Genomic DNA, 23028 nt, shown 5'->3' on the forward strand with positions numbered 1-23028 from the left:
TCACACTTTTCCTGGAATTGCTTTAGGCCATGCGGCCGGGGTTGAAAATCTGCTTCGGGTCGAACTCGGCCTTGAGCCGCGCCGAAAGTGCGGCCAGATGCGGCGGCTGCGGCTCGAACACCGGCAGCGCCGCGCGATGCGGGGCGGACGCGCGCACCAGCGTCGCGTGGCCGCCGCCATAGTTGCGGATCAGTCCACGCAGCAGCCCGGCTTCCGGGTCGTTCTCGCGCATCGACAGCCACACAAGGCCGCCCTGCCAATCATAGAAGGCATCGACCGCGGCCTGCATGCGCAGCGCCATCACCATGTGATGCGCCTCGGATGGCGCCATCGAGACGCGCCAAACCGGTCGCGTGCCGCCATCGGCGAAAGGCCCGCAGTCGCGAATGTCGCGCCAGATCACTTTCGACGCCTCGCCCGCGATCTCCTCGATCGGCCCGACCTTGCCGAGCAGTTGCTTTAGCGCCTCGATGCGATAGACGACCGAAGGGCCAAAACCTTCGACGCGCAACAGCGTCGCGGCATCGCTGCCATGCTTGCCGCCGGCGACCTTCGCGGCGATCCGCTCCGGCAGATGCGCGGCGCTCGACACTTCGGCGCTGGAGCCGAGCGCCAGCGCCATGGCGGCAACGGCGGCATCGTCGAGCAGGCCACGAATGGCCAAGGTCACTTCGATTTCCGCGGCCGGCAGGACCTTGAAGGTGACGTCGGTCAAGACGGCGAGCGTGCCCCAGCTGTTGGCCATCAGCTTGGAGAGGTCGTAGCCGGTGACGTTCTTGACCACGCGCCCGCCCGACTTGAACGCCTCGCCGCGGCCGGAGACAGCGGCGATGCCAAGAATATGGTCGCGCGCCGCACCTGCCTTGAGACGACGGGGGCCGGACAGGTTCGAAGCCAGCACGCCGCCGATCGTGCCGTTCTTGCCCTCTTGGCCCGGCTCGCCGCCGAGCAACGGGCCATAGTCCATCGGTTCGAAAGCGAATTGCTGGCCGTTTTCGGCAAGCAGTTTTTCGATCTCGGCGAGCGGCGTGCCGGCGCGGGCCGAGAGCACCAGTTCGGCCGGTTCGTAGAGGGTTACGCCGGTGAGGTGCGACAAGTCGAGCGTATGCTCGGTCTGCAAGGGGCGACCGATGCCGCGCTTGGAGCCATGGCCGAGGATTTCGAGCGGCGTGTCTTCCGCCGCCGCCCATTGGATGGTGGAGAGGGTTTCGGCGGGTGTGGAGGGGGTGAAGGTGGTCATGAGCGGGCGCCTTTCCTCGCCCCCGCGAGGCCAGGGCAATCGCATATGGCGGCGCTGCCCCCTCTCCGTCCGCTACGCGGACACCTCTCCCCCATTTCTTGGGGGCGAGGAAACGCCGACCGCCGACGTTGCGACCTTGGAAAGCTTTGGTTCCTCGCCCCCGCAAAGCGGGGGAGAGGTGGCTCGGGCGAAGCCCGAGACGGAGAGGGGGCCATCATAGAGCGCTGTCTCCCGTCTTCCTGGCTGCGAAAACAAACCTGAGGTCGGCAGCAACTACGTCTTCGGCAAGCCGTCCTTCCAACGCTGCAAAGATCGTCTCGCAAACGCTCCTCTTGTTCTTCAAAACATCGAAGCTCCAAAACCGCAAAACCGAGAAGCCCTTGCCCCGCATGAATTCATCCCGCCGCCTGTCGTACGAACTGTCCGCGTGCTGGCTGCCGTCCAGTTCCACAATCAGCTTTTCGCTCCTGCACGCAAAATCCGCGAAATACGGACCGATGGGCATCTGGCGAACGAATTTGTATCCGCCTAGCCTTCTTGCCTTCAGTTCGTTCCAAAGGATCGCTTCCGCCTGGTTATCGCCGCTACGAAGCGCGCGGGCGCGGGCAATTTTCTCGGGCGAGCGGCGGCTTGGCTGATAGGCCGCCCCCCTCTCCGTCTCGGGCTTCGCCCGAGCCACCTCTCCCCCGCTTTGCGGGGGCGAGGAACTTTGATCCTGATCCCCCATCAAAACCTCGGAATGTCCGAAAACGCCACCTGCCCGCGATGCACATGCATTCTTCCCAGTTCCGCGCACCGGCGCAGCTGCGGAAACACCTTGCCGGGGTTGAGCAGATGGTTGGGATCGAAGGCGCATTTGACGCGCATTTGCTGGTCAAGGTCGATCTGGTTGAACATCTCCGTCATCAGGTCGCGCTTCTCGACGCCCACCCCATGTTCGCCGGTCAGGACGCCCCCGACCTCGACGCAAAGCCGCAAGATGTCAGCGCCGAAGCTTTCGGCCTTGTCGAGCTCGCCCGGCACGTTGGCGTCGTAGAGGATCAGCGGGTGCAGATTGCCGTCGCCGGCGTGGAAGACATTGGCGACACTGAGGCCGTATTTCTCGGAAAGATCGCGCATGCCGGCGAGCACGCGCGGCAGTTCCTTGCGCGGGATGGTGCCGTCCATGCAGTAGTAGTCCGGTGAGATGCGGCCGACGGCCGGGAAAGCCGCCTTGCGCCCGGCCCAGAAACTCAGCCGCTCCTGCTCGGATTGCGAGATGCGGCAAGTGGTCGAGCCGTTCCTGTAGGCGATCGCCTCGACGAGGCCGATCAGGTGGTCGACCTCGACGCTCGGTCCGTCGAGTTCGACGATCAACAGCGCCTCGACATCGAGCGGATAGCCGGCATGGACAAAATCTTCCGCCGCGTGGATCGCCGGACGGTCCATCATCTCCATGCCGCCCGGGATGATGCCGGCGCCGATGATGTCGGCGACGCATTGGCCGCCCTCTTCGCTGGTCGGAAAGCCGATCAAGAGAGCGCGCGCCGTCTCCGGCTTCTTCAATATGCGCACGGTCACTTCGGTGACGACGCCGAGCAGGCCTTCCGAGCCGGTCATCACGCCGAGCAGATCATAACCTTCCTGGTCGAGATGGATGCCGCCGAGGCGCACCACCTCGCCATTCATAAGCACCATCTCGATCCCCAGCACATTGTTGGCGGTGAGCCCGTATTTCAGGCAGTGCACGCCGCCGGAATTCTCCGCGACATTGCCGCCGATCGAGCAGGCGATCTGGGAGGATGGATCGGGGGCATAGTAAAAGCCCTCCTGCTCGACGGCGGTGGTGATGCCGAGATTGGTGACGCCCGGCTGGGCGACAACGACACGATTGGGATAATCGATTTGAAGGATACGGTTGAAGCGGCTCATGACCAGCAGCACCGCATCCTCTAGCGGCAGCGCGCCGCCGGACAGCGAAGTGCCTGAGCCGCGCGGCACGACGCGGATGTTGCGCTCGTTGCAATATTTCAGGACGCGCGAGACTTGCGCCACCGTTTCCGGCAGCACGACGACCAGAGGCAGCTGCCGGTAGGCTGTGAGACCGTCGCTTTCGAAGGCGCGCATTTCATTGGCCGCGTCGACGACCCCCTCGCCCGGCACGATGATGCGCATGTCGGCGACGATCTCGGCGCGCCGGCGCAGCGTGCCTGCATCTGGCTTGGGCATGGCTAGGCCGGACATCGGTCATCTCGCTTGGCTGGTCAAAATCTTTTACCAGCTTGACCGTTTTGTTGCAAACGCTGCTTTGGTTGCATTCGGCGGCGAGCGTGACGCCAAGCTTCCGCAGCGGCAATCTGCCGCTGGTTTTCCCATCGTCGAGAGGGAGATGGCCGCGAAGCGGTCAGAGGGGTCGCTCACGTAGAGCGCCAACGTCCCTCTGCTGTCGAGGAAGGCGCTGGAGCTTCACGCGCAGCAACCCCCTCTGTCGCCTTCGGCGACATCTCCCCCTCAAGAGGGGAGATTACTCGCCTGGATGCTTCGCCGGCTCGGAATGCATTTTCCGCACCCGTCGAACGCCCCACCAGACCAGCAGGATGGCGACCGGGACGGAGGCCGCGGTGACGATTTCGGGCGCGAAAGCGTGACCGAAGATCGAGGCGCCCTTGGCCACATAGCCGATGAGGCCGACGACGTAATAGGACACGGCGGCGACCGACAGGCCTTCGACGGTCTGCTGCAGGCGCAGTTGCAGCCGGGCGCGGTTGTTCATCGAGGCGAGCAGGTTGCGGTTCTGCTTCTCGACATCGACATCGACCCAGGTGCGCAGAAGCGTGGTGGCGCGGGTGAGTTTTCGCGACAGGTTGGCCTGGCGCTCCTCGACCGAGCGGCAGGTGCGCATGGCAGGCGCCATGCGCCGCAACAGGAAGCCCGCCCAGGTGTCGTAGCCTTGCACCGGCTCTTCATCCAGCGCTTGGAGCCTCGCAGTGACGATGCCGTCATAGGCGCGGCTGGCACCGAAGCGGTAGAGACTGGACGCAGCGTCGGCCTCGAGCTCGGCGGCGAGTTCGGTGAGATCGGCGAGCAGCGTCTGGCTGTCGCGGGTCTCGACCGCCTTCATCTCCAGCGTGGTCTGCGCCAGGCGGTCCTCGATGCGGCGGGCGCGGCCGGACAGCGTCAACGCCATCGGCAGCCCAAGCATGGCCAGCGTCCGATAGGTCTCGATGTCGATCAGTCGCTGCGACAAGGCGCCGGTGCTGGCCGGCGTCAGACCGCGATCGAGCACCAGCATGCGGGTCAGGCCGTCGCCATCCTGGCGGAAATCGGTGATGATGGCGGCAGCGCCCCGCTCGACCAGCGAATAGCACAGGCTGGTCGGGTCGAAGCCGGCGATCAGCTTTTCGCTCGCCTGCGTCCATTTGCGGATTTCGAGACGGATGCCGGAAATCACGGTACCCGGCGGCGAGAAGCCGTTGCCGAAGGGCGAGTCCTCCTGGGCCCGGCCGTTTTCGGCCAGCGGCCCCTCCCAGAGATAGGTCGAGAATTCCGTATGCCGTTCCCAGCGCAGCGTGCCCTTGCCCCATTTCATGGCATGATGGCGCGCATAGCGCTCGGGCGCGGCGATGCCCAGCCGCCGCGACAGCTCCGAGAGCACGGCATGGTCGACCGCGGCGCCGCCTTCGGTCATGAAGGAAAGCTGAATGAGCACCCGCGGTTTTTCGATCAGCGGGTGTGGACGGGCATGGACCTCGCCCAGCGCGCCAGGTCGCCCCTCATGCGCCGGAAAGCCCATCACGCTGCCTTGCGCGCGCGGCTGGAATTCGAGCTTCTCGTCCGACACGGCTGGTCCCCCTGATTTTCGACCCATCGTGCAATCCGGTCGTCTTGCGGCAATCGGCGAGACGCGTAAACAGCAAATATTGCCGTGTGGGGACGGTGACGCGCGGCAAGCGATCCGATCGGACTGTACGAATTGGATAAATAATTTGACCAGTTGGCGACGGACGCTTTAATCTGGGCTACTTCCGTTCCGTTCTCCAGGCGCCCCCTTTGAGCGATATTTTTTCCAGGATCGAGCATTCGCGCACCGCCGACGAGGTGGTGCAGCAGATCGAAAGCCTGATCCTCGAAGGCGTGCTGCGCACCGGCGACCGGCTGCCCGGCGAGCGCGAACTGGCACGCCAGTTCGATGTATCGCGGCCGATCCTGCGCGATGCGCTGAAGGCGCTGGAAGGGCGCGGTCTGCTGACGACCAAGGCCGGCGGCGGCACGCATGTCGCCGACGTCATCGGCCAACTCTTCACCAAGCCGGTGACGGACCTGATCTCCACGCACCGCAAGGCGGTGACCGATTATCTGGAATACCGGCGCGAGATCGAGGCGGTGGCGGCCGAATATGCGGCGCGCCGCGCGACGCCGGAGGATCTGGCCCTGCTCGACCGCATCATGGCGCGCATGGACGAGGCGCACCGGACCGGCGATTTCGACGACGAGGCGGAAATCGACGTCGAGTTCCACCATGCGGTGTGCGAATGCGCCCACAACATTATCCTGCTGCACACGCTGCGCTCCTGCTACCGGTTGCTGTCGGAGGGCGTGTTCCAGAACAGGCTTCTGGTGTTCGGCGTACCCGGCGCGCGCGAGGCGCTGCTCGAGCAGCACCGGGCGATCCATACCGCGATCAAGGCGGCAGACCCAATCGAGGCGCGCAAGGCTGCGATGGACCACATCACCTATGTCGAGCGCTCGATGGCGGAAGCCGAGCGCAGCGGCGACTGGCAGCGGGTGTCGCGGCTAAGGCTGAGACAGCGATCGGAAGCCGGCGACACCGAACCCACACGCAAACGCTCGTAAGCACAGATTTAGCAGGGACCACCATGAGCGACATCCTCACCATCGCCGACCTCAAGGAGCTGGCACGCCGCAGGGTGCCGAAGATGTTCTTCGACTATGCCGATTCGGGCGCCTGGACGGAGAGCACCTATCGGGCCAACGAAGAGGACTTCGGCAAGATAAAATTCCGCCAGCGCGTGCTGGTCGACATGAGCAACCGCTCGCTGGAATCGACCATGATCGGCGAGAAGGTGGCGATGCCGGTGGCGCTTGCGCCGACCGGACTGACCGGCATGCAGCATGCCGACGGCGAGATGCTGGCGGCGCAGGCGGCGGAAGCGTTCGGCGTGCCGTTCACGCTGTCGACCATGAGCATCTGCTCGATCGAGGATGTCGCCTCGGCGACCAAAAAGCCGTTCTGGTTCCAGCTCTATGTGCTGCGCGACAAGGATTTCGTGCTCAACCTGATCGACCGCGCCAAGGCGGCAAAGTGCTCGGCGCTGGTGCTGACGCTCGATCTGCAGATCCTCGGCCAGCGCCACAAGGATATCCGCAACGGTCTCTCGGCGCCGCCGAAGATGACGCTTGCCAACATCATCGACCTTGCGCTGAAGCCGCGCTGGTGTCTGGGGATCGCCGGCACCCCGCGCCGTACCTTCCGCAACATCGTCGGCCACGCCAAGGGCGTCGGCGACGTCTCTTCGCTGTCTTCCTGGACGAACGAGCAGTTCGACCCGCACCTGTCGTGGAAGGATGTCGCCTGGATCAAGGAGCGCTGGGGCGGCAAGCTGATCCTGAAGGGTATCCTCGACAAGGAGGACGCGCTGATGGCGGCCGAGACCGGCGCCGATGCGATCGTGGTCTCCAATCATGGCGGGCGTCAGCTCGACGGCGCTGCCTCCTCGATCTCCGTGCTGGAAGAAATCGCCGATGCGGTCGGCGACAGGATCGAAGTCCATATGGATGGCGGCATCCGCTCCGGCCAGGACGTGCTCAAGGCGCTCTGCCTCGGCGCCAAGGGCACTTATATCGGCCGACCCTTCCTCTACGGCCTCGGCGCGATGGGCAAGGACGGCGTCACCAAGGCGCTCGAAATCATCCGCAAGGAAATGGACATCACGCTGGCGCTGTGCGGTAAGCGTTTGGTAACCGACATGGGCAAGGACCAGCTGCGGCGCTAGGCCTTGTTCACCGATGCGCCCTAGTTTCCCGTGATAAACGACACGGGAAGACGCTCGCCTTGACTGAAACCGGCATCCACTATCTCGACGCGCGCGGGCCGGACGGCATGCGTCTCTATGCGATTGGCGACGTGCATGGCCGCCACGACCTGCTCGCCGCCATGCACCGCCGTATCGAAAGCGAGCTGGAATACGCGGCATCCTCCGATTGGCGCATCATCCATCTCGGCGACTATACCGACAGGGGACCCGACTCCAAAAGCGTCATCGACTTCCTGATCGAGGCGCGAGCGCGCGATCCGCGCAACCTGATGCTTGCCGGCAATCACGATATCGGCTTCCTCGATTTTCTCGACCGTCCGGACCCGGACGGGCTGTTCATGCGCTATGGCGGGGTCCAGACCGCGGCGTCATACGGCGTGAAGCTCTCGACCGGCAGCAGTTGGTTCGGCAGGCCGGACGAGGCGCTGGCGCGCGGACACGCGGCATTGGTCGAAGCGGTGCCGCAAGCCCATGTCGACTTCCTGCGCTCGCTGTCCTTTTCAGTGACCTTCGGCGACTTCTTCTTCTGCCATGCCGGCATCAGGCCGGGCATTCCGCTCGACCGCCAGAGCCCGCAGGACCTGATCTGGATCCGCGACGCCTTCCATGATCGCCCCGGCCTTTATCCGAAGGTGATCGTGCACGGCCACACTCCGGTGCCGGAGGCCGAAGTGTTGGCCAACCGCGTCAATGTCGACACGCTCGCCTGGCAATCGGGAACGCTGAGCGCGCTCGCCGTCAACGGCGCAGAAAAGCGTATCCTGACAGCCGAAGGAAAGGCGTTCCAGCCATGATCCGGACCGTTGGATCAGCTTTCCGTCGGTCGGGAAGGATCAGGCTTTAGCGAAGCGCGGCGGTGACGCCGTAGCCGTCGACGGCTTGATGATTGTTGGCTGCGTCGGCAGTATAAATGCCGAGGCCGCACACGATGATGGCAGACAGCATGACAAAAGACAGGAGAGCTGCTTTCACGGACGTCATCTCTGGTTAAGCTTTCTGCATCTGGGCACGAGGCGGTTACCAATGCGTTGAAACGATAAAATGCGTCTCAATGTTTCGACGATTTCGCGCTTCTAAGCAGATTCTGTATCGCCGGTGTGTCGGCTGGATCACACAAAAGGTTCATGGCGGTTGCATCGACGATACGAAGCGCGCCCTCTTAGAAGAGCGGCCGGACACAAACCAAGAAAGAAGAATGTTATCCCCAGGCGGAAGCCCGCAGGCGTGCCAATTATGCCACGGCCGGCGAGGACGGCCTGGATGATCAGATGGTAGCCACCCAGGCGCGGGCAATCGCCAGCCCGGCGGCGTCGGCGTCGGCGCCATTGCGGGCCAGTTCTTCGCCGAGGCGATCGTTCCAGTCGGGGTGGCGCTCGGCGATCGTGGCCGCAAAGGACGTGCTCCAGTCGCGCACCATCGGCGTATCCGCCTCGAAGTGGAACTGGAAGCCATAGACGGCGCGGCCGAGGCGGAAGGCCTGGTTTTCGGCGACCTCGCTGCCGGCCAGCCGCACGGCGTTTTCCGGCAGCGCGAAGGTATCGTCATGCCATTCGAAAATCGGAAACTTCTCGGGCAGCGCCGCCAGCACCGGGTCGGACTTGGCGGCCGGCGTCAGCGAAACTTTGTGCCAGCCGAACTCGGTGGCGCCGCCGATGTGGTTGTCGCCGCCGAACGCGCGGGCAAGAAGCTGGCTTCCGAGGCAGATGCCGAGCACCGAGCGGTCCTTATCGGCGAAATCGCGCGTCAGCTCGAGGAGCGCCGGGAAATAGGGATAGTCCTCGTCGGCCAGCGCATTCTGCCCGCCGCCCAGCAAGACCATCGCATCATGCCCGCCTGCATGCTCCGGCAACGGATCGCCCTGGTACGGGCGCCGCAGGTCGAGATCGGCGCCGACTTCGGCCAGAGCGGCACCAACCTGACCGAGGCCGGTATTGTCGTAGTTCTGGACCACCAGCACGCGCATCGAGAATCCTGCTGACATGAAAACGCTGGGGCGAGCGATATCATGCAGCTTGTATTTCAGCCAAGATGCGTGCCGGAGAGAAAGCTATGCCACTGCAGAACCGGGTCGACCCGTTCGGCGCCATCCAGGCCGTGCCGGAACGCGGCCTGTTCACCGGCAACCGCGGCATCATCCATGATCCGGTGACCAAGACGCTGCTGAGGAAGCGCTGGGCGTTGCCGGCCTGGATCATCTGCGTTTGCCGGTTCCGCAACGTGCGGCGCGAGCCGATGGGCCGCAACAGGCCGGGAGGAAAAGCCGGCTGGACCGAATTGTTCTTCCTCGACGAGGTGACGGCTTTGGCTGCCGGCCACCGGCCCTGCTTCTTCTGCCAACGCGAACGAGCGACCGAGTTCGTCAAGCGCTTCGGCGAGGCGTTCGGCATTGCTGAGCCCCGCGCGCCGATGGTCGACAAAAGGCTGCACAAGGAACGCCTGGCCTCAGGCGGACGCCCGCCTGCCGTGGCCGCACCGGAGCTCGGAGGCTTGCCGGATGGAACCCTGGTAGCGCACGGCGACGCTGCCTATGCGCTGCGTGCCGGCACGGCACGCAAATGGTCGTTCGCGGGCTACGCCGGTCCAATTGCCTTCGATCGCCTGGACGACCGACCGTTGCGCCTGCTGACGCCGGCGACCACCATCGCGGTGCTGCGGCAGGGCTTCGCGCCGGTTTGGCATCCAACGGCCGATGCTTGACGCCGCAGCCGGCCTCGCTCATCGCCAAGCAGATATTCGTGGGATGTCCCGCGAATATCTGCCTAGATTCCCTTGTTTTTCGCAGGTTCTGATCGCAAAACCGCGGGACACTTTTGCGGAACCTGCTTGAGCCATGCGCGCCAACTACAAAATGCAGCGGCTGTTCGTGCCGGACGATCTGGGCTCGGGTCTCGAATTCGATGCCGGGCAACAGCAAAGCCATTATCTCGCCCATGTGCTGCGGCTCGGCGAAGGCGCCGAAGTCCTGCTTTTCAATGGCCGCGACGGCGAATGGTCGGCGTCGATCGCCGCGAAGTCCAAAAAAGCGGTCCGGCTGAGGGTGCTCGAACTGCAGCGGCCGCAGCCGCCGCTGCCCGATCTCGTCTATTGCTTTGCACCGCTGAAGCAGGGCCGGCTCGACTACCTCGTGCAGAAGGCTGTCGAGATGGGCGCCGGCACCCTGCAGCCGGTCATCACCCAGCACACGCAGGTGGCGAAGCCCGGCATCGATCGGCTGCGCGCCAATGTCGTCGAGGCGGCCGAGCAATGCGGCATCCTGGCGGTGCCGGAAATGCGAGAAGCGGAGAAGCTGGAACGGTTGCTCGCCGGTTGGGACAAGCAGCGGCGGCTGATCTTTTGCGACGAGGATGCCTCGACCAACAATCCGCTGCCGGCCTTGCAAGCGGTCAGTGAGAAGAAACTTGCGCTTCTGGTCGGTCCGGAGGGCGGATTTTCCGAGGACGAGCGCAAGATGCTGAAGGCCTTGCCTTTCGTCACCACCATCCCGCTCGGGCCGCGCATCCTGCGCGCCGACACCGCGGCGGTGGCGGCATTGGCGGTGATCCAGGCGACGATCGGCGACTGGTGATCAAATCCAGTTGAGTCGTGGCTCAGGATTTTTCGCTTGATCGGCTACTGACATTTCGTCCATCTAGCGCCCGGCGGCTAACTGATGGCTGCGGAGGGCTTTCTTATGGCGCGCGACACAACAGATACCCACCCCATCGAAGGCGTCGACGAACTGGTCGGCTATCTGGCCGCCGGCAACAAACCGCGCGAAAAATGGCGCATCGGCACCGAGCACGAGAAGTTCCCCTTCTATATCGACGGCAACGCGCCGGTGCCGTATGGCGGCGAGCGCGGCATCCGCGCCATCCTGGAAGGCATGCGGGAAAAGCTCGGCTGGGATCCGATCATGGATGCCGGGCGCATCATCGGCCTGGTCGAGCCGACCGGCCAGGGCGCGATCTCGCTGGAGCCTGGCGGCCAGTTCGAGCTTTCCGGCGCGCCACTGGAGTCGATCCACCAGACCTGCCGCGAGGGCAACGCGCATCTGGCGCAGGTGCGCGAGATCGCCGAGCCGCTCGGCATCCGCTTCCTCGGCCTCGGCGGCAGCCCGAAATGGTCGCTGGCCGACACGCCGAAAATGCCGAAGTCGCGCTACGAGATCATGACGCGCTACATGCCGAAGGTCGGCACCAAGGGCCTCGACATGATGTACCGCACCTGCACGATCCAGGTGAATCTCGACTTCGAGAGCGAGACCGACATGCGCCGCAAGATGCAGGTGTCGCTGAAGCTGCAGCCGCTGTCGACGGCGCTGTTTGCCAACTCGCCCTTCACCGAGAGCCGGCCGAACGGGCTGCAGAGCTGGCGCGGCGACATCTGGCGCGACACCGACAACCAGCGCTCCGGCATGCTCGAATTCTGCTTCTCGCCCGATTTCGGCTTTGCCGACTATGTCGAATGGGCGCTCGACGTGCCGATGTATTTCGTCATCCGCGACGGCCAGTATCACGACATGACGCGCTACACCTTCCGCCAGTTCATGGCGGGCGCTGCGCGCAATGAAGTCCCCGACGGCCTGCCGACGATGGGCGACTGGGCAAACCATCTCTCGACCTTGTTCCCCGACGTGCGCCTGAAGCGCTTCCTGGAAATGCGCGGCGCCGACGGCGGGCCGTGGCGGCGCATCTGCGCCCTGCCCGCCTTCTGGGTCGGGCTGCTCTATGACGAGCAGGCGCTGGACGCCGCCGAGGCGCTGACTTCGAGCTGGACCTATGAAGAAGCGCTCGCAATGCGCAACGCCGTGCCGGAGCTCGGCATCGCCGCGCCGTTCCGCAACGCCAACTTGCGCGACGTCGCCCGCGACGTGCTCGCCATCTCCCGCACGGGCCTCAAGAACCGGGCCAAGAAGAACCGCGACGGCTATGACGAGACGTCGTTCCTCAACACGCTCGACGAGGTCGTGGCGCGCGGCACCACCAGCGCCGAGGAGATGCTGTCGGCCTACCACACGCGCTGGGGCGGCTCGATCGAGCCGGTGTTCATGGAATATGCGTATTAACCGTCCGGCATGCGCCGAGCGGTTGGGTGCCAAAAGCCGCTTCAATCGGTGATGGAAACGAACTAGGCTCTCCGATGAGGATATTCTCGGAGGAGAACCCAAATGCCTTCCCTGTTCGACATTTTCGCCCAGGCCCAGAACGGCGCCGGCATGCAGGCGCTGGCACAGCAATATGGGCTTTCGATGCAGCAGACGCAGGCCGCGGTGCAGGCGCTGCTGCCGGCATTCTCGCAAGGGCTGCAGCGCAACACCGCCGACCCTTACGGTCTCGGCGCCTTCATGACGGCGATGGCGAGCGGCCAGCACGCCAAGTATTTCGAGGACGCCACGAGGGCCTTTTCGCCGCAAGGCATCGATGAGGGCAACGGCATTCTCGGTCATCTGTTCGGCTCGAAGGATTTGTCGCGCGCCGTGGCAGCCCAAGCCGCGCAGGCAACGGGATTGAGCCAGCAGGTGCTGCAGCAGATGCTGCCGGCCATGGCTTCGATGATGATGGGTGGGCTGTTCAAGCAGACCAACAGTCAATTGAGTGGGGGACAGATGCAGGCCGCCGGCGGTTTCGGTGGCGGCAACAATCCGCTCGGCGAGATCATCGAGCAGATGATGCGGCAAAGTGGCGTCGCGCCGGCGCCGCAGCAACGCCAGGCGCCGCAGCCCGCGCCCAATCCCTATGGCGAGAACCCGCTCGGCAAAGTGCTGCAGGATATGTTCGGAGGCGATGCGTCCCAGTCCCAACCGCAGAGCCAGCCGCAGCAATCGCCGAACCCCTACGGCGAAAATCCCCTCGGCAAAGTGCTGCAGGATATGTTCGGCGGCGGTACGACGCAGCAGCCGCAACAGACGCAAAGCCCCTATGGCGACAACCCGCTCGGCAAGATCTTCGAAGAGATGCTGCGGCAGGGTGGCGGCGGCTTCGGCCTGCCCGGCGGGCAGCCGGCGCCGCAGCCGCAGCAGAGCGCGCCGCAACAGCCGCAGACCAACCCGAGCGGCCGGCCGCGAAACCCGTTCGACGACATCTTCGGCAAGATGTTCGAGACCGGTGCTCAGCAGCGCGACGAATATGAGAAGAACGTCGGAACGATCTTCGACCAGTTCAAGCGCGACATGGACCGGCGGTAGAACTCGCGCGGCCCAAAGGTGTGCCGAGATTCAGGTCAGACCGAGCCGAAAACGGTGGTTTCCGAGAACCGGAGCGGAGCGTACTTAAGTACGTGAGCACCGGAAGCGCAGGAAGCCGCCGTTTGCAGGCCCGCCCCTCCTGAAGGTCGGTACACCTTAAAAAATGCCCGGTCCTGGAGGAGAACCGGGCAATGTGCAGGCTGGCCGGCGGGGAACCGGCAGGGAGTGTGGGAGCCTGCATGAAACTTGGTCGCGCCAAGCCGTGAAAAGATTCAACGCGACCGGAGATCCAGGCAATGCGGCCTTTCAGGCCACCTGACGAGCAAGATCCTCGATCGTGTCGGCGCGCTCGCTGGCAATGGCGCGCAGCTTCACCGTCGGATCGCGGCCGAAGGGCACGGCGACGGCGACATGAAGGTCGGAGCGCGTCAGGCCGATATCGGCAAGCTCGGCATCCGACATCTCGCCCAGGCGATAGAAGGCGCGGCGGTTTTTCCAGGCGACATAGGCGTTGGCGAGAGCATTGAGCACACGCGTCGCAACGGCCGGACGCGTGGTGATGCGCGGGGTCTCGGAAGCGAATTCAATCGTGGTCATGTCAGTCTCTCCTTCCAGGAGTCGAGCGGACGAAACCGGGCGATCGGCGCCTTGGGAGAAGCGCCGCTCCGGTTTCCATTCATTGATGTGATGCATGTCGTCGTCCCAGAACCGGGAACCACTTCTGGGCGACATGCACTACCGTCATGTGGACAATGCCAATTTGCCATCGCGCGATTGATTAATCCAACGAATGTTTTTAATCTCTAACATCAACATCAATGATAGGTTGGACCGATGAAAGCGCCGCTCGACCTCGATCAGTTGCAGACCTTCATCTCGATCGCCGACACAGGAAGCTTCACCCGCGCGGCCGAAGAGGTGCACCGCACACAGTCGGCCGTGTCGATGCAGATGCGGCGGCTGGAGGAGCGGATCGGCAAGCCGCTGTTCGAAAAGGACGGCCGCACCAACAAGCTGACCGAGGAGGGCGACCGGCTGCTTTCCTATGCGCGGCGGCTGATCTATCTCAACCGCGAGACGCTTGCCGCCTTCGACGACCAGCGGCTGGAAGGCACGATCCGCATCGGCACGCCGGATGATTATGCCGACCGCTTCCTGCCCGAGATCATGGCGCGCTTCTCGCGTTCCAACCCGCGCGTCGAGCTGACGGTGGTCTGCGAGCCGACGCCCGGGCTGGTCGAGCACATCAAGCGCGGCAATCTCGACCTGGCGCTGGTGACGCATAACGACACGCGCGGCCAGTCGGAGGTGGTGCGGCGCGAGCCGCTTTTGTGGGTCACCTCGGCCAACCACGCCACGCATGAACAGGAAATCCTGCCGATGGCGTTCGGGCGGCCGAACTGCATCTGGCGGCGCGCCGCGGTCGACGTGCTCGACCGCCAGAGCCGCGAGTATCGTGTGCTGTTTTCCAGCTTCTCGGCCACCGTCATCACCGCGGCCGTGCTTTCCGGCCTGGCGGTCTCGGTGCTGCCGGAATGCGCGCTTCGGCCCGGCATGCGCGTTCTGGGCGAGGCCGACGGCTTCGGCCAGTTGCCGGATTGCCGCATCGGCATCATGCGCGGCCAGACCTCGCAGCCGGAGATCGTCGACGCTTTGGCCCGTCACATCGCCGAAAGCCTCGACAACATTTCCGTGCCGGTCGGCGAAGAGGCGGGAAGCTTCGACTTCGCCGCGCTCGCCTTTGCCAAGATGAAACGGGTGAAGGCAAATCAGATCATGCCTGGATGGTAAAGTCAGGCCCGAGCGGCGGAGCGCTCCTGATCGGCTGACGAAACGCCCGGCAGCGCAAGCAACTGGCCGTGCTCCAGGGGCGGCGACAGCAAAGCGGCGTGGGTCAGCGCGGTCAGCGTGGCCTGACGCGTCAACGGGCTGCTGTATAACATTAGCGATGTTTGTCGCAGCTTGACGCCGGCCGATAAGCGTCCCCCAATCGCCAAATGAGTGAAACAGCAACCGAATCACGCAGCAACGCCACCGAATATACGGTGAGCGAGATTTCCGGCGCGCTGAAGCGCACTGTCGAGGATGCTTTCGGCAATGTGCGGGTGCGTGGCGAGATTTCCGGCTATCGCGGCCCGCATTCCTCCGGCCACGCTTACTTCGCCTTGAAGGACGACCGCGCGCGGATCGATGCGGTTGTCTGGAAGACGACCATGGCGCGGCTGAAGTTCCGCCCCGAGGAAGGCATGGAGGTGATCGCCAGCGGACGCCTGACGACCTACCCCGGCAAATCCAACTATCAGATCGTAATCGACAATCTGGAGCCGGCGGGAGCCGGCGCGCTGATGGCGCTGCTCGAAGAGCGCAAGCGCCGGCTGCAGGCCGAAGGCCTGTTCGACGCCGGCCGCAAGCGGCGGCTGCCATTCATGCCCAAAGTCATCGGCGTCGTCACCTCGCCGACCGGCTCGGTTATCCGCGACATCATCCATCGCATCAAGGACCGGTTTCCGCTTCATGTGCTGGTGTGGCCGGTGAGGGTCCAGGGCGACACGACCGCCAGGGAGGTGACCGCGGCCGTCAACGGCTTCAACGCGTTGACATGGGACGGGCCGATCCGCCAACCCGATCTGTTGATCGTGGCACGCGGCGGCGGCAGCCTCGAGGACCTCTGGGGCTTCAACGACGAAGGCCTGGCGCGTGCCGTTGCGGCGTCCGCCATCCCGGTGATCTCGGCGGTCGGGCACGAGACCGATACGACTCTGATCGACTTTGTCGCCGACATGCGCGCGCCGACACCCACGGGCGCAGCCGAGATCGCGGTGCCGGTCAGGGCGGAGCTGGAGGCAACCTTGGCGAGCCTTGGCGCGCGGCTCAACGCCTGCGCCTCGCGGCACCTGGAGCGCAAGCGCCAGGCGGTGCGAGCAGCGGCGCGCGCGCTCCCCTCGCCCGACCAGTTGCTGGCGCTGCCGCGCCGCCGTTTCGACGATGCGACCAGCCGCCTCGGCCGCGGGCTGACGGTGAATATCGAGCGCAAGCGGGCGACGCTGGAACGGCAAAGGCTGACGCCGGCGACCCTGTCGCGGCGCCTCAATGAGGCGCGCACGCTGACCGGCCGCGATATTGCCCGGGCGCGAGCAGCGTTCTTCGCCGTCGTGCGCGAGCGGCGCGCACGCTTCCAGCGCAATTCGACGCGCCTGTCGCCGGCGCCGATCGTCCGGCGGCAGAAGCTGCAGGCCGATATGCTGACCGCGCTGGGCCGCAGACAGGACCAGGCATTGGCACGGCGTCTCGACCGGCTGCGCGCGGCGCTGACCCAGGCCGACCGGCTCTTGTCGACGCTGTCGCACAAGGCCGTGCTGGCGCGCGGCTTCGCGCTGGTCAAGGATGCCGAAGGCGCCGTCGTCAAAGGGGTCGCGGAGCTGGCGCCGGGCGCGGCGCTGCAGCTGGAATTCGCCGACGGCACTGCCGAGGCCATCGCAACCTCCGGCGGCGCACGGCCGAAGCTGGCCGCGAAGTCGCCCGCCAAGGCCAAGGAGCCGGGCAATCAGGGTTCGTTGTTCTGAGGTCTGCATGAGCAACCACGACCCGCATCTTCGCACCCCGTCGGGCAAGCTGCGCCTGCGGTCGTTCGGGGTTGCGCTGGACGGCACGCCGGGCTCTTTCAACGCCATCACCGATGTGCCGGGCGTGTCGGTGGGCTACACCACGCTGATTTCCGGCGACGGCCCGCTGCAGGTCGGCATCGGACCGGTGCGCACCGGTGTGACCGCCATCCTGCCAAGGCCGGTTCAAGAACTCGCGACGCCGGTCTTTGCCGGCGTGTTCAGCCAGAACGGCAATGGCGAGCTGACGGGCACGCACATTATCGAGGAGACCGGCGCTTTCAACTTCCCGGTCACTATCACCAACACGCATTCCTGCGGCGTCACCCGCGACGCCACCTTGCGCTGGATGCACAAGGTGTTGCCGGCCGCGCTCGACACAGGCTGGGGCCTGCCGGTGGCGGCCGAGACCTATGATGGCTTCCTCAACGACATCAACGGCCATCATGTGAGCGTCGGCCACGTGACCGCGGCACTCGACAGCGCCGGCGGCGGCGCCATCGAGGAAGGCAGCGTCGGCGGTGGCACCGGCATGATAAGCTTCGGCTTCAAGGCCGGATCCGGCACTGCCTCGCGCATCGTCGAATGGCAGGGCAAACGCCACGTGCTCGGCGTGTTCGTGCAGGCGAATTTCGGCAAGAGGCACAATTTCACCATTCGCGGCCGGCGTGTCGGCCCGGAATTGGCCGAGCCGGCCATCCGCGAGGACACGCCGCGCGCCGAAAAGGGATCGATCATCGCCGTCGTCGCCACCGACGCGCCATTGCTGCCGCATCAGATGAAGCGGCTCGCCCGGCGCGTGCCGCTCGGCATCGCCATGACCGGCGGCTATGGCTACCATAGTTCTGGCGATATTTTTCTCGCCTTCTCGACCGCCAATGCCGAGGCCGCGCTGGCGCCTTCAGGCCGCATCGCCCGCGCGGATTTCATCCCGGACGTCGACATCGACCCATTCTTCGACGCAGTCGTGCAAGCGGTGGAGGAAGCGATCCTCAACGCGCTCACCGCCAACGAAGACATGATGGGACGCGACGGCAATTTCGTGCCGGCGCTGCCCAAGGAATTGCTGAAGGAAAAATTCGGATAGAGCGCCGCCGGCCCATGCCAGCGGGTATTTATTCCGCCGGCTTGTCGGGCCTTGCCTCGCTGCTGCCCTCTTCAACGGCTTCCTCGAGGCGCGACGCGATCAGTTCCTGGATGTCGCCGACCTCTTCCTGGATATCCTCCAGCAGAATGCCTGCCTCGGCGGCCTTGGCGCAGCATTCCTTGGCAAGGGTCTCGGCCTGCTTGTCGATCTTGATCGGCAAATGCTGGCATTGGACTTTCTCGCCAATCCATCCGCGCAAAAACTCGATCGCATGTTCACTCATACTGCTTCTTCCCTAGCGGCCAAGCCGGTTGGTAGCCATGAACCTCAGCACCCCTTGCAGAGGATGCATGCCCATTCGAGCCGAGTCGGCCTCGATCGGCAAGACATCTTGCCAATGGAATGCGAAGCTGAAGGATGGAAGGGTTCGAGGTGCACGTTCAGATCATTGAGAATGATGGGATCGTTGGTCGGGGTCGAAAGACGGTAACCGTTGTTGTTTTTGCTTGCTTTTTTCTAACTTTGACGGCGCATTCGTATCAAAAACCGCATCGCAGCTTCCCGGCCAATGCTGCCCCGGCCTCAGCCGGAGCAGGCGCTATATAGTGGCATCCTCATGCAATGTCGACTCGGGGTCCGCCATCCGGGCGGCTACCTCCCCAGAAGATTGCGCTCGACGGTCCTCAGATGCGTCAGCATGGCATCGCTGGCGCCTTCGGAGTCGCGCGCCAGCAGGGCATCCAGGACGAGTTGGTGCTCGCTGCAATAAGTGGCATCAGGCGTCGATCCGCAAGCGGGCTTAGAAAATGGGCGGCGACAATCGTATCGTCACAGCTCCCGACCATTTGAGCGTCGGCTCGGCGTAAAGACGCCAGTTGTCACGATGGCCATGTCGAGCTGCGAAGGTCTCGGTCGCGCGCTGGATGGTTGGGAAGACCTATCTTCGGCCGGTGTCGCGAACTGCGATTGCATCGGGATACCGGAGCAGTCATGCCCGATAATATTCCTGATACCATTCCACGAAACGCCGGACCCCAATCTCGATCGGGATCCTCGGCCTGAAGCCGGTCGCTTGCTCGAGTGAGCTGACATCGGCGCAGGTCGCAGGCACATCGCCCGGCTGGAGCGGCATGCAGTTGCGTGTCGCCTTCTTCCCCAGCGCGTCTTCGAGCAGTTCGATCAAGTGGTTCAGCTCAACCGGCGAACCGCCGCCGATGTTGTGGATCCTGAACGGCGCGCTGCTGGTCGCGGGGTCGGGCGCGGCACTGCTCCATTCCTTGTTGGCCGTCGCGGGCAGTCGCATGATGCGGACCAGGCCCTCGACGATGTCATCGATATAGGTGAAATCACGCTGCATGTTGCCGTGGTTGAAGACGTCGATCGGCTCGCCTGCAAGTATGGCCCTGGTGAAGATGAATAAGGCCATATCCGGCCGACCCCATGGCCCGTAAACGGTGAAGAACCGCAACCCCGTCGTCGGCAGTCGGAAAAGATGGCTGTAGGTATGCGCCATCAACTCGTTGGCCTTCTTGCTGGCGGCATAGAGGCTGAGCGGGTGATCGGCGGAATCGTGAACGGAGAACGGCATTCGCGTGCTGCCGCCATAGATCGAGCTCGAGGACGCATAGACCAGGTGATCGACGCGAGCGCGGCGGCATCCTTCCAGCACATTGAGAAATCCGCTTAGATTGCTGTCCCCGTAGGCGTAGGGATCGGTCAGCGAATGACGAACGCCGGCCTGGGCCGCCAGGTTCACCACGATTTCCGGATCGGCCGAGGCGAAGAGCGCTGAAACGCGGTCCCGGTCGGCCAGATCGACATGCTCGAACCGGAAATGCGGAAATTCTTCCAGCTGATCGAGTCGGGCTCGCTTTAGATTAACGTCGTAGTATTCATTCATGGAATCGAGGCCGACAATTTGCCAGCCGTCGGAAAGCAGTCTCCGGCATAAATGAAAGCCGATGAACCCGGCTGCTCCGGTGACAAGAACAGGCCTGTTTGACGTCACGGCACGTCCCTAATGTTAGCTGTGACCAGATTCACACCCACCCCCACACTCGCCTCCCTTTATCCCGGGAAGCATCATCAGAATGATCGATGAAACATCTGCCCGGCGGAGCCATAACCGAACTTCACCTCTAGCTCAGGCACGCCATGCTCCCGGCATATGTGAAGGCACAAGCAGCGGACCAGGATCTTGATGAGGCTCCTCTTCCGCAGAGCCCGCCCGGATGGGTAGAGGTGCGTAACTATGCTCTGGACCAGGGCGGACCTGCCCTGCGGTCGTATCCGCCTTTGCCAGCCGATTTTGCGGATATCGGCATCGGTCCCCTTCTGGAAACGGTTGTAGGGCGACATCCGCATAAGATCGCCATCAATGACGGCACGGACGAACTCTCCTATTCGGCGCTCGGCGCCGCCGTCGATATCCTATCGCGCCGCGTTGCGAATGCCGTTCCCGAAGGCAAGCCGGTCGGAATCTGCCAGCCATGCTCCGTCTGGAGCGTCGTCGCCATGCTCGCCACGATGGCAGCCGGACGGATCTCGATTCCGCTTAACGCGAGAGATCCCGGTCCCCGGATCAGCGAGATTGTGTCCGCGGCCAAGCTCTCGGCCATGCTGGGCAGCGGCAACAGGCCCAGCGATCTGGCTGCGGAAATTCAATGGATCGATGTCGGCGCAAGTTCGGCCTCGCAGCAAGAGCCGTTGGCGAAGCCCCTGCCGCAGCCTTCGGTCGATGAGCCGGCCATAATTCTCTATACCTCGGGCAGCACAGGGCGCCCCAAGGGCATCGTCAACAGCCAGCGCAGCTTGTTGTGGCGCGTGCAACAATATGTCGAGGCGTGTCACATCAATTCGGACGATGTTTTTCTCCCCTTGTCGGGCCTGGCCACGATAGCCGGTTGCCGCGAGATCCTGGCGGCCGTCCTTACCGGGGCCACCTTGCAACTCGTTGAATTGGAGGCAGTGGGGCTGCGCGGCGTCCGCGGGCGAATGCAGGACCAAGGCACGACCATTACTTATCTTGTGCCCGCCTTGCTTCGAACGCTGATGGCGGATGCCTGCGCCGATACGTTCAGATCGCTCCGGGTCGTCCGCGTCGGCGGCGAGAAAGTGCTGTGGAGCGACATTGCCCTTCTGCGCAAAGCCGTCCCGCCGCATTGCCTGATTCAAATAGGCTATTCGTCCACGGAAACGACAGGATCGCAGTGGTTCGTGCCGTCGGAACCGCCGAACACCGAGCCCGACGTGCCGGTTGGGCGCCTTTTGCCGGGTATCGCGTTCTCGATCGTCGATGAGGAAGGACACAGCGTTCCACCCGGCGAAACGGGAGAGCTCGTGATCAAGAGTCCCTATGTCCTGCTTGGGCATTGGGAAAATGGCGCCGTCATCCCAGTCGAAGCGGACCCAGACGACCCGCATACACGGATTTTTCCGACCGGCGATCTCGTGCGTCTGGACAGCGATGGTCTGTTGAGGATCATTGGCCGGAAGGGACGCCAGATAAAGATCAACGGTCGACGCATTGAGCCGGCTGAGCTCGAAAGAATGCTGCGATCCGCCCCCTCGGTTCAGGACGCCGTGGCGATCGTCACGGAGGCAACTGAACTTGTCGCATTCGCCATTCCGGGCGATGCGGCGGGTCCGGATTTCGTGGACGACCTGCGCCGGCTGATTGCCGACACGCTGCCCCCAGCGCTGCGGCCCCTGCGGCTCCACCGCGTAGGCGAGATCCCCTACCTCGATAGCGGAAAGATCGACCTCGTCAAACTCGGTAAAATGGATCTCCTAGCCAGGAGGCCGGTTGCGGTCGCCGACCCGCCAGTTTCGGATGCCGATTCGGCGGTGGGCAAGGTGGTGCAGAAGGCATGGAGCAAGGTTCTCAACACCAGGGCAGCCACCGGCAGGTGGGACGAGGCCGGAGGAGATTCGCTGAAGCTGCTGCACTGCGTGATGGAGATCGAGACTCTCATCGGCCAGGAACTGGGGCTTGAGAGTTTCACCGTCGGGATGAGCGCGGGCGAGATGGTGAAAGCTGTCGTCGCGGCGCAGGCAGCCGCATCCGGCAAAGCCGCTCCGGAGCATAACCCGCCGCTGCTTTTCCTGTTTCCCGGATCCGTCGGCTACGGTCCAAGTCTTGCCGCCTTCGCCTCCGCCATGGGAAGAACCGCGAAAGTGGTTCCAATCAGGTATCCCAGCCTCGCGCTCATCCTGCGCGGACAGAGCGATCTCGCCAGCATGGCAGACGCCGCGGTCCAGCAAATCAACCGCGCTCAGCCGTCCGGGCATGTCAGGCTTCTGGGCCACTCGCTCGGCGGCGCGGTCGCGCTGGAGGTCGCGGTGCGCCTGCTCGAGGCCGGACGGTTGGTCAAGTTCATCGGCATCCTCGACACAAGCCTGGAGGGCGAGCGCAGCCGCCTGTGGGACACGGTCACCCGCACAATGCGCCGGCTTCGGTCCAACCGCATATCGTTCCAGCGCGTCGCATGCCGCGCGCTGGCAAAGATCGCGGTCAGAATGGGCAGCGAAGTCCGTCTCGCGCGCGCCATCGACCGTTACACCGAAGGTCAGTTCAACGGAGCCTGCTTCCGCATCAAGCTGGAATTGCAGGAGGTGCTGCGGGCGCAGGCATTTTTCCGCTGGTTGGCAGACCCCAAGGTCGCGCTCCCGATCCAAGGGACCCTGTTTCGCTGCGCTCGCCCGGGCATGTCCCGTGCCATCGGGTGGGATCAGGTGTTTCGCGACCTGCAGGTGATCCCGATCGTGGGCACCCATATCGATCTCGTCGTGGAGCCTCACGTCGCGACCAATCGTCCGCTGATCGAAAAGGCGGTCCTGCAAACGTATACGCGGGCCGAATCCTTGCAATTGGAGGGCCAAACGGCGTGATCTCGGGATTC

General features: G+C 64.1%; 20 protein-coding genes and 1 pseudogene. 11 read left to right on the forward strand and 10 right to left on the reverse strand.

What is annotated here, in order from left to right:
* Positions 1-22: 22 nt before the first annotated feature.
* The 4 genes from LB565_RS18385 to LB565_RS18400 form a co-directional block, all read right to left on the reverse strand.
* Positions 23-1240, reverse strand: a complete 1218-nt coding sequence (locus LB565_RS18385) for an FAD-binding protein (protein ID WP_224586402.1) — start codon at positions 1238-1240, stop codon at positions 23-25.
* A 214-nt stretch (positions 1241-1454) separates the two neighbouring features.
* A complete protein-coding gene (locus LB565_RS18390) occupies positions 1455-1967 on the reverse strand; it encodes an endonuclease domain-containing protein (RefSeq protein WP_224586405.1) in 513 nt (170 codons plus the stop codon).
* Positions 1967-3463, reverse strand: a complete 1497-nt coding sequence (locus LB565_RS18395) for an FAD-linked oxidase C-terminal domain-containing protein (protein ID WP_224586407.1) — start codon at positions 3461-3463, stop codon at positions 1967-1969. Before LB565_RS18395 ends, LB565_RS18390 begins: the two co-directional genes overlap by 1 nt.
* Before the next feature lie 280 nt (positions 3464-3743).
* Complete coding sequence (locus LB565_RS18400) at positions 3744-5012, reverse strand: DUF3422 family protein (protein ID WP_263488542.1); 1269 nt, start codon at positions 5010-5012, stop codon at positions 3744-3746.
* 257 nt (positions 5013-5269) lie between these two features.
* Here LB565_RS18400 and LB565_RS18405 point away from each other — a divergent pair, with 257 nt between their 5' ends.
* From LB565_RS18405 to LB565_RS18415, 3 genes are read left to right on the forward strand one after another with little or no spacing between them, the layout of a single operon-like run.
* Positions 5270-6073: an FCD domain-containing protein gene (locus tag LB565_RS18405; RefSeq protein WP_224586412.1), complete on the forward strand. Its 804-nt coding sequence runs from the start codon at positions 5270-5272 to the stop codon at positions 6071-6073.
* 23 nt (positions 6074-6096) lie between these two features.
* A complete protein-coding gene (locus LB565_RS18410) occupies positions 6097-7233 on the forward strand; it encodes an alpha-hydroxy acid oxidase (protein WP_224586414.1) in 1137 nt (378 codons plus the stop codon).
* Positions 7234-7292: 59 nt separating this feature from the next.
* On the forward strand, positions 7293-8069 hold the full coding sequence (locus LB565_RS18415; RefSeq protein WP_224586417.1) for a metallophosphoesterase: 777 nt from the start codon (positions 7293-7295) through the stop codon (positions 8067-8069).
* Between the two features lie 46 nt (positions 8070-8115).
* Here LB565_RS18415 and LB565_RS29860 read toward each other — a convergent pair whose 3' ends face one another.
* Positions 8116-8247: a hypothetical protein gene (locus LB565_RS29860; RefSeq protein WP_263488543.1), complete on the reverse strand. Its 132-nt coding sequence runs from the start codon at positions 8245-8247 to the stop codon at positions 8116-8118.
* Between the two features lie 292 nt (positions 8248-8539).
* Positions 8540-9238, reverse strand: coding sequence for a type 1 glutamine amidotransferase (locus LB565_RS18420; RefSeq protein ID WP_224586497.1), 699 nt, complete (start codon positions 9236-9238; stop codon positions 8540-8542).
* A gap of 86 nt (positions 9239-9324) precedes the next feature.
* Here LB565_RS18420 and LB565_RS18425 point away from each other — a divergent pair, with 86 nt between their 5' ends.
* The 4 genes from LB565_RS18425 (at position 9325) to LB565_RS18440 (ending at position 13438) form a co-directional block, all read left to right on the forward strand.
* Complete coding sequence (locus LB565_RS18425) at positions 9325-9972, forward strand: hypothetical protein (protein WP_224586419.1); 648 nt, start codon at positions 9325-9327, stop codon at positions 9970-9972.
* A gap of 133 nt (positions 9973-10105) precedes the next feature.
* The gene (locus tag LB565_RS18430) at positions 10106-10840 is read left to right on the forward strand and encodes a 16S rRNA (uracil(1498)-N(3))-methyltransferase (protein WP_224586421.1); all 735 of its coding nucleotides are present in this window, start codon (positions 10106-10108) and stop codon (positions 10838-10840) included.
* 105 nt (positions 10841-10945) lie between these two features.
* Positions 10946-12319 carry a glutamate--cysteine ligase gene (locus LB565_RS18435; RefSeq protein WP_224586423.1) on the forward strand — a complete coding sequence of 458 codons (1374 nt, stop codon included), beginning with the start codon at positions 10946-10948 and terminating at the stop codon, positions 12317-12319.
* A 102-nt stretch (positions 12320-12421) separates the two neighbouring features.
* Positions 12422-13438: a DUF937 domain-containing protein gene (locus LB565_RS18440; RefSeq protein ID WP_224586426.1), complete on the forward strand. Its 1017-nt coding sequence runs from the start codon at positions 12422-12424 to the stop codon at positions 13436-13438.
* 306 nt (positions 13439-13744) lie between these two features.
* On the opposite strand, the gene LB565_RS18445 is transcribed toward LB565_RS18440, so the two are convergent.
* Positions 13745-14035, reverse strand: coding sequence for a DUF1127 domain-containing protein (locus LB565_RS18445; protein ID WP_224515713.1), 291 nt, complete (start codon positions 14033-14035; stop codon positions 13745-13747).
* Between the two features lie 237 nt (positions 14036-14272).
* Here LB565_RS18445 and LB565_RS18450 point away from each other — a divergent pair, with 237 nt between their 5' ends.
* The 3 genes from LB565_RS18450 to LB565_RS18460 all read left to right on the forward strand — a co-directional run bounded on the left by LB565_RS18450 (position 14273) and on the right by LB565_RS18460 (position 18127).
* Positions 14273-15229: a LysR substrate-binding domain-containing protein gene (locus tag LB565_RS18450; protein ID WP_224515716.1), complete on the forward strand. Its 957-nt coding sequence runs from the start codon at positions 14273-14275 to the stop codon at positions 15227-15229.
* Between the two features lie 206 nt (positions 15230-15435).
* Positions 15436-17001 (forward strand): exodeoxyribonuclease VII large subunit, encoded by a 1566-nt coding sequence (gene xseA / locus LB565_RS18455; RefSeq protein WP_224586428.1) that lies wholly within the window; start codon positions 15436-15438, stop codon positions 16999-17001.
* A 7-nt stretch (positions 17002-17008) separates the two neighbouring features.
* Entirely contained in the window at positions 17009-18127 is a 1119-nt protein-coding gene (locus tag LB565_RS18460; protein WP_224586430.1) for a P1 family peptidase, read from the forward strand.
* Between the two features lie 28 nt (positions 18128-18155).
* Here LB565_RS18460 and LB565_RS18465 read toward each other — a convergent pair whose 3' ends face one another.
* The 3 genes and pseudogenes from LB565_RS18465 to LB565_RS18475 form a co-directional block, all read right to left on the reverse strand.
* Positions 18156-18410: a hypothetical protein gene (locus LB565_RS18465; RefSeq protein WP_224515723.1), complete on the reverse strand. Its 255-nt coding sequence runs from the start codon at positions 18408-18410 to the stop codon at positions 18156-18158.
* A 368-nt stretch (positions 18411-18778) separates the two neighbouring features.
* Positions 18779-18889, reverse strand: a pseudogene (locus LB565_RS18470) (FCD domain-containing protein); the annotation flags it as partial.
* A 226-nt stretch (positions 18890-19115) separates the two neighbouring features.
* A complete protein-coding gene (locus tag LB565_RS18475; protein ID WP_224586431.1) occupies positions 19116-20135 on the reverse strand; it encodes an NAD-dependent epimerase in 1020 nt (339 codons plus the stop codon).
* Positions 20136-20368: 233 nt separating this feature from the next.
* Between LB565_RS18475 and LB565_RS18480 the strand changes: the two genes are divergently transcribed.
* Positions 20369-23017, forward strand: coding sequence for an AMP-binding protein (locus LB565_RS18480; protein WP_318012170.1), 2649 nt, complete (start codon positions 20369-20371; stop codon positions 23015-23017).
* Positions 23018-23028: the final 11 nt, after the last annotated feature.

This window comes from Mesorhizobium sp. CA14, from assembly GCF_020165195.1.
Classification (GTDB): domain Bacteria; phylum Pseudomonadota; class Alphaproteobacteria; order Rhizobiales; family Rhizobiaceae; genus Mesorhizobium.

Bases quoted from the DNA above. Each gene is read 5' to 3' on its own strand.
- LB565_RS18385 (WP_224586402.1), bottom strand. From the start codon at position 1,240: ATGACCACCTTCACCCCCTCCACACCCGCCGAAACCCTCTCCACCATC.
- LB565_RS18390 (WP_224586405.1), bottom strand. From the start codon at position 1,967: ATGGGGGATCAGGATCAAAGTTCCTCGCCCCCGCAAAGCGGGGGAGAG.
- LB565_RS18395 (WP_224586407.1), bottom strand. From the start codon at position 3,463: ATGTCCGGCCTAGCCATGCCCAAGCCAGATGCAGGCACGCTGCGCCGG.
- LB565_RS18400 (WP_263488542.1), bottom strand. From the start codon at position 5,012: ATGGGCTTTCCGGCGCATGAGGGGCGACCTGGCGCGCTGGGCGAGGTC.
- LB565_RS18410 (WP_224586414.1), top strand. From the start codon at position 6,097: ATGAGCGACATCCTCACCATCGCCGACCTCAAGGAGCTGGCACGCCGC.
- LB565_RS18420 (WP_224586497.1), bottom strand. From the start codon at position 9,238: ATGCGCGTGCTGGTGGTCCAGAACTACGACAATACCGGCCTCGGTCAG.
- LB565_RS18425 (WP_224586419.1), top strand. From the start codon at position 9,325: ATGCCACTGCAGAACCGGGTCGACCCGTTCGGCGCCATCCAGGCCGTG.
- LB565_RS18430 (WP_224586421.1), top strand. From the start codon at position 10,106: ATGCGCGCCAACTACAAAATGCAGCGGCTGTTCGTGCCGGACGATCTG.
- LB565_RS18435 (WP_224586423.1), top strand. From the start codon at position 10,946: ATGGCGCGCGACACAACAGATACCCACCCCATCGAAGGCGTCGACGAA.
- LB565_RS18440 (WP_224586426.1), top strand. From the start codon at position 12,422: ATGCCTTCCCTGTTCGACATTTTCGCCCAGGCCCAGAACGGCGCCGGC.
- LB565_RS18445 (WP_224515713.1), bottom strand. From the start codon at position 14,035: ATGACCACGATTGAATTCGCTTCCGAGACCCCGCGCATCACCACGCGT.
- LB565_RS18450 (WP_224515716.1), top strand. From the start codon at position 14,273: ATGAAAGCGCCGCTCGACCTCGATCAGTTGCAGACCTTCATCTCGATC.
- xseA (WP_224586428.1), top strand. From the start codon at position 15,436: ATGAGTGAAACAGCAACCGAATCACGCAGCAACGCCACCGAATATACG.
- LB565_RS18460 (WP_224586430.1), top strand. From the start codon at position 17,009: ATGAGCAACCACGACCCGCATCTTCGCACCCCGTCGGGCAAGCTGCGC.
- LB565_RS18465 (WP_224515723.1), bottom strand. From the start codon at position 18,410: ATGAGTGAACATGCGATCGAGTTTTTGCGCGGATGGATTGGCGAGAAA.